The sequence below is a fragment of the Rickettsia conorii str. Malish 7 genome, from assembly GCF_000007025.1.
In the GTDB taxonomy this organism is placed as follows: Bacteria; Pseudomonadota; Alphaproteobacteria; order Rickettsiales; family Rickettsiaceae; genus Rickettsia; species Rickettsia rickettsii.
In genome coordinates this window covers 943,374-955,796 of sequence record NC_003103.1, presented here as the reverse complement: position 1 = coordinate 955,796, position 12,423 = coordinate 943,374, and the positions used below count along the sequence as shown (strand labels likewise).

Below are 12,423 nucleotides of genomic sequence, written 5' to 3'. Positions count from 1 at the left end.
ACTCCCGCCTACACGGGAATGACATACGGCATCCTAAGATAGCAACATTCCACATTGACTATCCCTTAAAACTCGCAATTACCGGTATATGATCTGAAGGTTTTTCTTGAGTCCTTAAATTATAATCCATATAGCAATTTTCTAAATAGTCAATAGTATTATTACAACCAAGAATCATATCAATCCTCATACCTTTATTTTGTTCAAAACATCCGGCTCTATAATCCCACCATGAAAATTCTTGTTTACTCGGATGCATTAATCTGTATAAATCCTCAAATCCGGAATTTAGAATAGTGCGTAATTTTTTTTGTTCAACCTCAGTAAAACAAGTAGTTTCAGCCAGTAGCTTAGGTGAATATACATCTATATCGAACGGTGCAATATTGAAATCACCGCCTATGATAGTTTTTTCGTCAAAAGATTTTTTAGTTGATAGATAATTGATAAAATTATCATAAAATGCTAGTTTTGCTACAAATTTATCGCTACCGACAAATGCACCGTTAGGAGCATAGAGCGAGATTATATTACAAAACCCTATAGGTAATGATAATTTTATTTCTAAGAATCTTGCTTGATCACTGCAGTAATTATTCGGAAAATCCTTAATTATTTCATCGGCAGGAAATTTTGAAATTATAGCAACGCCGTTATATGATTTTTGTCCGTGAACATAAGAATTATAAGGTAGATCGGATAATGCATCAAAAGGAAATTTTGCGGTTTCGCATTTTATTTCTTGCAATAATAAAATATCCGGATTTTCTTTAGATAAAAAATTACGCAATAAATTAAGTCTTGTTTTTATGGAATTAATATTCCAAGTAGCTATCTTCATGTTTGTTTTGCTATATCTTCTAATTTTGTATTACGGAATCACCACTCAAGAAAACCAAAATGATAAACTAAGAGACTAGTAATAAATGCTCTGGCAATTTACTATACTCATTGAATATTTTATTGTATGATAATTTGGATTACCACTGTACATATCTAATAATATGCTAAAAGCTATACCCCATAAATACAGTGATTGCAATACTAACTCCTCTTGGTGTCCTCTTAATTGAATTTTCTTTCATAATAAAATCTCGTAATATTGTATCGCAATTAGCTGTAATGAAAGCAAAAAACGGTCTCCAAAAACTTAGAGGCTCAATTTTGTGAATAATAACCATTGCAACTCCTCTCAGTAGTATAAGTAGCTCCTGCTGTCATGTCGGCATTGCCGCTTTGAATATCTAACTTGATACCAGCTATCTTGATTGTACTCAATATTGATACCTATTTTTGCAGCAATAGCGTTCATTAATTCTATATCCATACCGGAAACGGTAGTATGACCGTTTGAAGCAGCAATTAAGTATTGATAAGGCTCATTTACATACCATGCATTTATCAAAGTTTTTTTATCAGCTGTCCCTTCGCATTCTAAAATTGCTTGTTGTTCGTTCGTGCCTATGCTTAAAGCATACAAATTTTTAGAAATGAGAAGTATAAAAACCAAAGCCTTTAAGCACGAACTACTTTAATTTCACCGTCAGAAAATTTAATATTAAAAATTTTTTCATTCGCAGCAGTCATTTTAGAAGATAAAAAATTACCCGTTTCTCCTTTAACTATAGCAAAACCTCGTTTTAATACGTTGTGATAATCAAGGCTTGCAAGTAACGTACTATTTAATTCTAATTTATACTCAAAGTTTTTCAAAGTATTATTTGCCGATTTTGATAGATAAGCTGTTTGATGTGTTAATTCTAATGTTTTGTAATTGATTATTTTCGCAGGGTTAACTCTTTCTTTAGAAAAAGATTTTATCTTTGTTTCTTGTAGTTCAATAAAGCACGGTAAAGCATCTAGTAAATTAAAACCGGTTTCGTCCAGTAACTGCTGCCTATTATTTATATAGTGAGAGAGATATCTGTGTATTTTATTGTAATTTACTATATTTTGTTCGTGATATTTAATTAACCGGCTAGTATTATTCAATAATATTTTTTCATAAGATTGTAGCGTATTATTTAAAATAGAGCGTACCGGTACAGCAAATTCTGCGGCAGCAGTCGGTGTTGGAGCTCTTTTATCGGCTGCTAAATCTATTAAAGTATAATCCACTTCATGACCTACTGCGGAAATAATAGGAATTTTTGAGTTATAAGCAGCACGTACTAATATCTCATCGTTAAATGACCAAAGATCTTCTATAGAACCGCCACCTCTAGCAACGATTATAACACGTGGTTTATTTACCTCTTCTAAATTGTTAAATCCTTCAATTGCTTCAGCAATTTCATTGCCAGAATTTTCGCCTTGTACGCTAACCGGCCATATTATTATCCGAGTCGGAAAACGTTCGCGAATACGATGAATAATATCTTTAATAACAGCACCAGTTATTGAAGTGATAACGCCTATTTTATCAGGTAAAAAGGGTATAGGAATACGTATTTTATTAAATAAGCCTTCTTTCTCGAGTTTTGCTTTACGCTCATTTAGAATTTGCAGCATAGCTCCAAGTCCTGTGGGTTGCAAATTATCTACCGATAATTGATAACGTGAATTACCTGCATAACTTGAGAGTTTACCGCTAATTACTACTTCCATGCCGTCATTTAAAGGAAATGTGATTTTAGCAAGAATAGGACGCCAGCAAGTACAGGCTAAAATGGCGGTATTTTCTTTTAAGTTAAAATAAGCATGACCTGAGTTTGCTATTTTTAAGCCTGAAATTTCGCCTTTTACCTTAATATAGCCAAAATTATTTTCTAATAGCTCTTTGATTTTATTAGAAATCTCACTAACTGAAAACTCTTTGGTTGCTTGATGCGCAATGAAATTGTCTAGCATTTTATTAGTACTTGGTTTTTTGCGCTGAGGGTAACACATTATTCGTCATTACGAGGAGAAACTATAAGTTTTGACGAAGCAATCTCAGGAGTTTATCCTACTTTATGAGATGGCCACGTCGATGCTATGCATCTCCTCGCAATGATGATTATCATCTCCATAGAATAACCTTGTACTACAAAAGAGCAAGCAAAATTTTTTATTATTTGATATATTGCTAATAGCTTGCTATTATTTTTTACTATTAAAATATATTTATTAATATAAATGCTACTGCGAATAATATGTTTGCTTATTATCATAATATTTTCTTTGGTAAGTTTTGCCGCTCTTTCTAAGAATGGTCAAAATATTAAAATAAGCAATATTATAGCTGACTTCGTAGAGTATAATGAAAATCAGGATTTGATATATGCTAAAGGTAATATAAGAATTATCACGGATGAGTATTTATTAACAGTAGATAATTTACTTTATGATATAGAAAACGATATTTTAAGGGCAGAAGGTAATATCCGAATTAAGGATAAACAAAATCGGATAATAGAGGGAGACAAAGCGGTTTTAAAAGATGAATTTAAGAAAGGTATCATATCGGAATTCATTTTGCTTTCCGGTGATAATAATCTTTTAATTGCTAAACTTGCCGAAAGAATAGATGAAAATAATCTTAAGCTGCACCATGCCGAGTTTACCCCTTGTGATGTTGCTTGTAATAGAAATCCTATTTGGCAAATTGCTGCTAAGGATACTTATATTCATTCCGCAGAGCATAGAGTAGTTTATAAAAACGTGTTTTTTGAAGTATACGGTGTACCGATTTGTTACTTACCGTATTTTTTCCATCCGACTCATACGGCCCCTGCAACTTCTGGATTATTGGTACCTGACGTCAAAAATAAAGGGTTTGGCATCCCCCTATATCTACGTGCAAAACCTAATATCGATTTTACTCTCACTCCAAGAATTTTTAGTAAATATCAAACTTATGAGCTAGAAGCACGTTATCGCCTGAATGATACCGATAATATGAATTTTCAAGTTAGTTACGGTAAATTACCGTATTTTCTAGAAAAAGATGGAAGTGTAGTGAAAAATAAAAAAGTTTCTTCTTATCATTATATAGCAAGCGGTAATTTTATTAGTACCGATAAAGTTTATGATTACGGTTTCAGGGTGGAGCGTACATCGGATAAAGCTTATTTAAAAAATTATTATAATAACTACGCTTCATATTTAACTTCTAAAATATTCTTAAATAAAATTCATGAGGCTGATTATTTTTCGGCGGAAGGATTAAGTTTTCAAGGCTTAGGTAGTAATGATCGTAAATATACCGATCCTCTAGTATTACCAAAAATCAATACAAAAAACGTGATAAATTTGAATGATAATGACAACAGCCATATCGTTGTTGAAAATAATACGTTAATGTACAAAGAAAGAATAGGAAAACAAGTTGCTAGAACCTCTTTGCAACTATCCTTTATGCATAATGTGCTGACTGCTTCAGGACAAATTTTTGATTTTGCTGCTAAAGATAGAGGCGATTTTTATCTTGTTAGGCGGGCTTATGTAGATAAGCCGAGAGAAAGTAAAGCATTTCAAAGGAATATACCGGAATTGCAAACTTTATGGCGTTATCCGTTAGTAGGCAATATAACAAAAACGATAAATTTACTTATTGAGCCAGTAGTTTCTTTTACTATGGGACGTAAACTATCTAAGAAAGATAAAAAATTTGTTATAATTGATCCTGCTAAATATGAATTATCCGAAAAAAATATCTTTTTATCCAACCGTTATAGCGGTATTGATTGCTATGATTTCGGTAATAGATTAATTTACGGCTTAAATACTAGTATTGCTAAAGAAGAAAATTATTTAAAATTATTTTTAGGACACTCCCGTAATACAAGATATAGTATAAATTTGCCAGCTGATGATAAGGAAAATGTAGGGCAGATACTAGGTAATCTTTCTAATAATTTAGAAGTGTTTTATAGCTTTCGGAAAGATAGATATTTCAGACCTATTAGGGATGAAGTGGGAGGAAATTTTAACTGTGATAAGATTAACTTTCTAGGTAGTTTTATTCAGCTTACCAATCTTAACAAATATTATTCCGTAGAAAGTATAAAGGTTTCAAATAATAGAGTACGACAATTTTATGGAGACATAAATTATCAGCTAGCGGAAAATTGGACTATAGGCTTTGGTGCACGCATTGATCTCTCTAGACGGTCTCCAAATTTACTTACGCGAACTATTAGGATGACATATGCTAAAGATTGTGTTAGAATTACTGCAAAGATTTATTCCGATTATATAGCCGATGGAAATAGAGGAATCAAAAAGACTACCTCTTCGCCGACTATTTCTATCGGTTTAAAAGTTTTAAACATGTGAGTATACGAAAAATTGGCTATGTCGTCTTATAAGTTCTGCGGTGCTCACGTACTAAATGTACGCTCCGCTCCTTGACTTATAGACTCCTTGCTCTTTTCCAAATAAAACTTCGTCTACTTACTGGTCACTTATTCAGAGTATCACATGAGAAAATTATTATTAATCATTACCGTTTTTTTTACTTTTAATGTAGCACAAGCATCATTACCGAATATAGTAGCATCCGTAAATGATGAACCTATTACTCTTAATGAGTTCCGTGCTAGAAAAAAAATGATTATGGCACTAAATAATGTTGAAAGTCTAACGCCTGCTCAAGATAAGCAGCTAAGTGACTTAGCACTTAAGAGCTTAATTGACGAATCTTTGCTTTTTCAATATGCAGGAGATAGAGAAATTCCGCAAGAAGAGATAGAGAATGCTATTAAGTCTATTGAAGATCGTAATAAAATGCCTCACGGTTCTCTTCTTCAGTATCTAAAAAGCAGATCGGTTAATCCTGATAGTTTTATTTCCCAAATTAAATCCGAGTTGATTAAAATGAATATTTTATCAAGTCTATCAAGATCGGTACAAGTAAGTAATAAAGAAATAGATGTTGCAATTTTATCTAGCGATCAAAAAGACGTAGAAATTTCAATGCAAGTATTTACATCTAAAGATGGTGGCAATAAAGCGTTTACGCAGATGAATAATTTGAAAAATCGACTAAAAAAATGTGCGGATGTTAAAAAATCGCTTTATGATAATTTTGCTACTATGCAAATTATTACCGATAAGCTTAGCAAGATAGAAGGTGTAAAACAAACTATTGTAAAGGACTTAACTCCTGATAAAGCAAGTAATGTTTTTGAAGTAAATAACAAATTTGAAATAACATTAGTGTGCAGCAAAAAAATATTAAATGTTAATGAAGATGAAAATAATTATGTAGTAAATTTCCTAACCAATAAAAAGATTTCGCAAAAAGCACAAAAAATGTTTGAAAATATGCGTAAGAAAGCAGCTATAAAAATAATGCTGCCGTCTTAGTGTGTGTTATTCTATGTCATTCCCGCGTAGGCGGGAATCCAGACAAATAACCTTGATTATTAATACAGAATTATATTTGATAAAAACAAACATATAAAAACAAGTTTTTATATGTTTTACTGGATTCCCGCTTTCACGGGAATGACATACCCTATGCTCCCTTCAATTGCAAAACACGCAGCTTTACATCAAGTTAATCCTCTTAAAAAGCACGGACAAAATTTTATTTTTGACAGTAGTCTATGTGATAAAATCGTACGTGCAAGTAACCTGGCAGAAAATAGCCGAGTATTAGAAATAGGGCCCGGCACAGGAGGGTTAACTAGGTCAATATTGCAGAAAAATCCTGAATCCTTAACTGTTATAGAAACAGATGCGCGATGCCTCCCGCTCCTTAATGAGATTAAAGAATATTATCCTAATCTAAATATTATTAAACAAGATGCTCTTAAAATAAATTTAACCGATTTAAGCTATGATATAGTCAATTCAGTTGGATTTGCATACAAGAAGCGAGAAGTGAAGCCTATAACTAATAGGAGGGCGAACGATATAGGCGAGTCTAAATCAATTGACTATAAAGTAACTATAATCTCTAATTTACCGTACCATATAGGTACTGAGTTAGTGATTAGATGGCTGAAAGAAGCACGGCTAATTACTAGTATGACGCTAATGTTACAAAAGGAAGTAGTAGAACGTATTTGTGCTATACCCTCAACTAAAGCATATGGCAGGTTATCGGTAATATGTCAGTTAATAGCTAAAGTGGAAAAGTGCTTTGACGTAGCGCCAACTGCTTTCTATCCACCTCCTAAAGTATATTCTGCGATAGTTAAACTAATACCTTTAGAAAATCCGCCGTCTATTGCTCTGATAAATAAAGTTGAGCAAATAACAAAGCTTGCTTTTGCAGGACGACGGAAAATGATCAAATCATCACTGAAAAATCTTGTACCTAATATATATGAAGTATTAACTCAGTTGAAAATCAATGATAATTATCGCGCTGAAAATCTTGCCCCTCAAGATTATTTGAGAATTGCTGAAATATTATAGCTTGCATCATTCAGCTTTATCTAACTTTTTTGCTTCTGCTTCTTGCTGTAGTTTATATTCTGCTGCTTTTTCGTCTATATAGTTAAAAAAGAAATAACAGAAAGTTAAAAAACTAGTCAAAACTATGCATTTTGAACTTTTAATTTCTTTTCTTCCTCTTCATCAATATAAGACTCAGAGGTTAAAATTTCTTCTTTATATTTTAACTCTTTAAAATTAGCTTATATATTAATTATAGAGTTTAATTATCATGTGAGAGAAGTAATTTATAGGGGGGAATAAGTTAATAATTATATATTTAATAAATCTATCTTACTCAAAAATACGGCTTTTTCTATTTACTAGGTAAATACAATTTAGTTCTTGAGTCTTATAATAAAGCAATTGAACTTGATCCTACAAATTCTAAAGCACAATATAACATTTATTAAAGCGTATGTGTTATTAAGTAAAAAACGCTGCAAAGCTTTTACTTATTGCCTTTTCAATCTATTCTGTTTGCTAGATTTCTTTAGTCTAAAATAAGCGAAGCAGTGATGCTATTCGCCTATTGTAATTTACTTGATTGCGACAATTGTCTTATACAAATGTTCATCTAAAGTAAACATATTAAATAGCATTGGCTTGGTGGTTAGTGTTTTGTGGCAATCTCTAAATCAGTTTCACTCATAATATCTAGTTGCGATGTGAAGTAATACATTAGGGTCACAGCTACGTATTAATTTCGGTTATCGCTACAGGTTTCCTTGATATCAACAGCCTCAAGTGCCTATAAGATATTTAAAAGTTCCAGCGTGAGCGAAAAAAGACGTTTAGTAAATTTTAATATTGGGGAACTTAATATTGAAACCTGAAAAGCTTGATTTTATGCTACGTTCGCTGTTTGATACATTGGTGAATTTGCCTAAAAATGGCGAATGGTACCCGCGGCCGGACTTGAACCGGCAAGAGCTTACGCTCCACGGATTTTAAGTCCGTTATGTCTACCATTCCATCACGCGGGCAGCTGTGGATATTAAGGTTGCATTTGCTAAGTGGACAGATTAATAAAAAAAATACGAAAAAGCAAGTACTTTTATCGTTAATATATTAGTCTGATATGAAAAAGTTATTAAACACATTTCAACTCATTAATTTATTAGATAATTAACTTAAATAGTGACAAAATAGTAATAATATGATAGATTAGCTTCAGGAAGTAATACTTTCTCTTGCATGTTATTGACATGTTTATTGACAAATGCCGCAAGGTAAGGTAGTTTTGCATAATGAATTTTTATCGGCTCTTATATTTAAGTAAGGCTTAAAGTAAAATTTAAGTTTTAGTTATTATAAGCGTGTGTTAAGTTCAAATAAGTAATTTCTATCTAATAAAGGTTTTTATGGCTACAAATATAGTAGGTAAAGTTAAGTGGTATAATTCTACAAAGAATTTTGGATTTATTGAACAGGACAATGGCGGCAAAGATGTGTTTGTACACAAATCAGCCGTAGACGCAGCAGGTTTACATAGCCTTGAAGAAGGACAAGATGTAATTTTTGATCTTGAAGAAAAGCAAGGAAAAGCCTATGCTGTTAACCTCAGAATTAAATAAATTTATAATACCAAAAGCAGCTATCCAAAATTGTTTATAATTTAGGGTAGCCTAGTCATCTTTATCAAAATAGTAAATATTTTGTTTTTGTCTTATAATAACCTATATAATTTTAAGTATAATAAATTATTTTTACTAAAGGGCATGAAAATGCCCTAAATCTAATAATATTATTCTGGCTTGAATAAGATTCTAAAATAGTTTCATTATTCATTATCGTTTTATATATTTAGTGGGTGTTTTGTAATCTAGCTTAAGCATATTTTTTGATTCAGGATAATTATATAAGTCGTTATTTTAATTTACTATAACTTATTTTTTATACAATAGACCTCTTGCATAACTTATCTTATAAAGGGAATAAGAACTTCTACTCTACGCAGCGTACATAGTTAAGTATGTAAGGATGAGAGAGCAGTGTCGATGTCTCATATATCTTTAAGAAATGAGTTAAGAGGTCTAATCAATAATGTGCATATTTTGATTTAAAACTATATTGGATTATATAATGAAAAATTTTAATTTATCTGAAGAATTAATTATTGCTCTCGAGACAATGAATATAACTGAGCCGACTGAAATACAAAAGCAATCGATTCCGGTTGCAATGGCGGGATCGGACATACTCGCTTCTAGCCAAACAGGTTCAGGCAAAACTCTTGCTTATTTATTGCCGTTAATTGATTCATTTATTAAAAATAAAACTACTGCTTTAATTCTTGTTCCGACTAGAGAATTAGCAACGCAAATACACAGTACTTTAAATAAAGTAACTACATCGTATAAAATTAATAGTGCAGTTTTGATAGGCGGTGAACCGATGCCTAAACAATTTATACAATTAAAAAAGAATCCAAAAGTGATTATCGGTACGCCGGGGCGTATTATCGATCACTTAAATAGGGGAAGTCTAAAAATTGATCGTATAGGCATAACCGTACTTGACGAAATGGATAGAATGCTTGATATGGGGATGAAAGAACAATTAGAAGAAATCAATAAATTTTTACCGGAAAAAAGACAAGTTTTAATGTTTTCCGCTACTATGCCAAAACATATTATTGCTGTTTCTCAAAAATATCTAAACAATCCGGTACGTATTACGGTAGGTGCTACTAATAAAGCAGCTGCAGAAATAAAACAGGAATCGATGCATGTTTCTGATAAAGAAAAATTTAGTGCATTAACTAAACAACTTGGTAATAGGGAAGGATCGGTCATTATTTTTGTGAAGACTAAACGCTCTGCCGATCAATTAGCTAAAATGTTGAAATATGAAAATCATACAGCAGAAGCTATACACGGTGATTTAAGTCAGCGTCAACGTGAAAGAGTAATTTTATCATTTCGTAAGTCAAACCATAGAATAATGGTAGCAACTGATGTAGCGGCTCGTGGGCTTGATATTCCTCATACACAGCATGTTATTAATTATGATTTACCTATGTGTCCTGAAGATTATTTACATAGGATAGGTAGAACGGGTAGAGCAGGGGCTACCGGACATGCGTTGTCTTTTATTTCTCCTGATGATGTTATTAGATGGCGTGCAATCGATCGTTTAGTAAATAAAGGAGAATCTACGCCACGTAGTGAGTTTAGAAGTGATAAAAATAATCGTAAAAGATCATTCGGTAAAAGAGCCGGCGGTGACGGTAAAAAGTTTAATGCTTTTGATAGTAGCCGTAAAAGAACCTTTGATGGTAACAGCTACGGTAATAAAAGAAAGAAAGTATCGTAGTTTAGATTTACGTCATTTATATCATTGCGAGGAAATTACGTAAGTAATTGACGAGGCAATCTCAAGAGTTTATTATTATTTCATGAGATTGTCACGTAGCCTTATGGCTGCTCGCAATGACGATTAGATATCCATGCGGGCGATGATGCCTTTGCAGGAATGACAACCGTATATTTTAAAGGAGGATAAATTCATAAGTTTAAATTTTTCACGATTTCAATATATATCTAATATTTTCTTTATATTAATAATTTCTTTTCCTGGAGGTTTAATTTATTTACTTATCGGTTCAACTCTTTCTTTTTGGCTTCGAGAATCCGGTTTTGATAAAATCACTATCGGGCTTTTTAGTTTAGTGAATTTTATTCATATATTTAAATTTTTATGGGGTCCTTTGCTTGAAAAAGTAAGTTTTGCTCCTTTAAGTAAGCGGGGATATAAATATTGTTTAATTATTGCTTTGGTTAGTTGTATTTTTTGTGTATATGTTCTAACAAATTTTAACCCTAACACTCATTTTATACCATTTGCTTTATGCTTAGTAGCTGTGGCATTTTTTTCGTCCATTTATGATATGTTACTTCAATCATCACAGATGTTACTGATTACAAATAAAAATTGGGGCATAAGTGAGGCAGCTTGTACTACAGGCTTTAGAATAGGTATACTTATAGCAGGTTCAGGAGCGTTATATTTATCTACTATCATATCCTGGCAAGATGTTTATCGTGCTATGGCAATTTTATGTATACCGTCATTACTATTAATTATAATCTATCCGCTTAAATTTAAAGATAAGATAATTATTAATGATTTTGATAGATTTTGGCATGCTTTTTATGATTTTGTCAAGAAACCTAAATGGCTAATAATTGTTAGTTTTATGCTTCTATATCGTCTTCAAGATAATTTTTTGTCAGTTATGCCGAATATGTTTTATCTCGATATTGGGTATACGAAGAAAGATTTAGCTCTTGGATATAAAGCTTTCGGTATGTGTGCTACAATCCTTGGAGGTTTTATAGGTGGGTTTTTGTGCCGAAAATATGAATATTCTTATTTGCTTAAAAGAGTATTAATATATCATGCTTTATCTAGCCTATCTTTTTTATTTCTCTATTTTTATAATCGAGATATTACAAGTTTGTATATAGCGGTCTTCTTTCAAGAATTTACCAAGGGCTTAACTATGTCGCCGTTTTTTTCTTACCAATTAAGATGCTGTAGTGCTAAATATTGTATAACCCAAATTGCTTTAATTACTTCTATTGCTTATATTAGTACCATATTGTTTGGTAGTATTTCAGGCTATGCAGCTACTTATTTAGGCTGGACTTATTTCTTTATTGTAGCAGGATTTTGTTTTATACCGGCTTATATATTAATTAGATATTTGCCGCCTTATGTTATTTCTAGCTAAAGCGGGAATCTAACAAAATATTTATAATTGTCATTGCGAGGAGGCGTTGTTGTGTGGATCAATTTCACCTCTGTCATCCCGTGGCTTGACACCGAGTGCTTTACCGGTCCCTGCAACAATACCTTGCGAGGAGCGTAGCGACGTGGCAATCTCTCTTAAATTGTATGAGATTGTTTCGTCGGCATAAATGCCTTCTCGCAATGACGTGGATAGGTAGTATTGGATTCCTGCTGCTGCAGGAATGACATACTTTTGAGTGCCATGTAAAAATGCCTAAATACAAATATATTGTAAAAGTAGTACTATCAATTTATAAT

11 protein-coding genes and 1 tRNA gene are annotated in these 12,423 nt (G+C 32.2%); 7 read left to right on the top strand and 5 right to left on the bottom strand.

Annotated elements, in window-relative coordinates:
- Positions 1-58: 58 nt before the first annotated feature.
- From xth to RC_RS11085, 4 genes are all read right to left on the bottom strand, one after another.
- Entirely contained in the window at positions 59-841 is a 783-nt protein-coding gene (gene xth / locus RC_RS05150; RefSeq protein ID WP_010977606.1) for an exodeoxyribonuclease III, read from the bottom strand.
- Between the two features lie 351 nt (positions 842-1,192).
- The gene (locus tag RC_RS05145) at positions 1,193-1,510 is read right to left on the bottom strand and encodes a hypothetical protein (protein ID WP_010977605.1); all 318 of its coding nucleotides are present in this window, start codon (positions 1,508-1,510) and stop codon (positions 1,193-1,195) included.
- Positions 1,511-1,515: 5 nt separating this feature from the next.
- Entirely contained in the window at positions 1,516-2,850 is a 1,335-nt protein-coding gene (gene xseA / locus RC_RS05140) for an exodeoxyribonuclease VII large subunit (RefSeq protein ID WP_041471739.1), read from the bottom strand.
- Positions 2,851-2,942: 92 nt separating this feature from the next.
- A complete protein-coding gene (locus tag RC_RS11085) occupies positions 2,943-3,152 on the bottom strand; it encodes a hypothetical protein (protein ID WP_010977603.1) in 210 nt (69 codons plus the stop codon).
- Here RC_RS11085 and RC_RS05130 point away from each other — a divergent pair.
- From RC_RS05130 to RC_RS11265, 4 genes are all read left to right on the top strand, one after another.
- Positions 3,118-5,259, top strand: coding sequence for an LPS-assembly protein LptD (locus RC_RS05130; protein ID WP_010977602.1), 2,142 nt, complete (start codon positions 3,118-3,120; stop codon positions 5,257-5,259). The genes RC_RS11085 and RC_RS05130 overlap by 35 nt on opposite strands.
- A gap of 144 nt (positions 5,260-5,403) precedes the next feature.
- On the top strand, positions 5,404-6,291 hold the full coding sequence (locus RC_RS05125) for a SurA N-terminal domain-containing protein (protein ID WP_004997756.1): 888 nt from the start codon (positions 5,404-5,406) through the stop codon (positions 6,289-6,291).
- A 153-nt stretch (positions 6,292-6,444) separates the two neighbouring features.
- Positions 6,445-7,350, top strand: coding sequence for a 16S rRNA (adenine(1518)-N(6)/adenine(1519)-N(6))-dimethyltransferase RsmA (gene rsmA / locus RC_RS05120; protein ID WP_041471738.1), 906 nt, complete (start codon positions 6,445-6,447; stop codon positions 7,348-7,350).
- 305 nt (positions 7,351-7,655) lie between these two features.
- Positions 7,656-7,781: a tetratricopeptide repeat protein gene (locus tag RC_RS11265; protein WP_081420744.1), complete on the top strand. Its 126-nt coding sequence runs from the start codon at positions 7,656-7,658 to the stop codon at positions 7,779-7,781.
- Between the two features lie 487 nt (positions 7,782-8,268).
- Here RC_RS11265 and RC_RS05115 read toward each other — a convergent pair.
- A tRNA-Leu gene (locus tag RC_RS05115) sits at positions 8,269-8,354 on the bottom strand.
- A gap of 378 nt (positions 8,355-8,732) precedes the next feature.
- Here RC_RS05115 and RC_RS05110 point away from each other — a divergent pair.
- From RC_RS05110 to RC_RS05100, 3 genes are all read left to right on the top strand, one after another.
- Complete coding sequence (locus RC_RS05110) at positions 8,733-8,945, top strand: cold-shock protein (protein WP_004997759.1); 213 nt, start codon at positions 8,733-8,735, stop codon at positions 8,943-8,945.
- A gap of 508 nt (positions 8,946-9,453) precedes the next feature.
- Positions 9,454-10,686 carry a DEAD/DEAH box helicase gene (locus tag RC_RS05105; protein WP_041471737.1) on the top strand — a complete coding sequence of 411 codons (1,233 nt, stop codon included), beginning with the start codon at positions 9,454-9,456 and terminating at the stop codon, positions 10,684-10,686.
- Between the two features lie 193 nt (positions 10,687-10,879).
- A complete protein-coding gene (locus tag RC_RS05100; RefSeq protein ID WP_081420726.1) occupies positions 10,880-12,106 on the top strand; it encodes an MFS transporter in 1,227 nt (408 codons plus the stop codon).
- Positions 12,107-12,423: the final 317 nt, after the last annotated feature.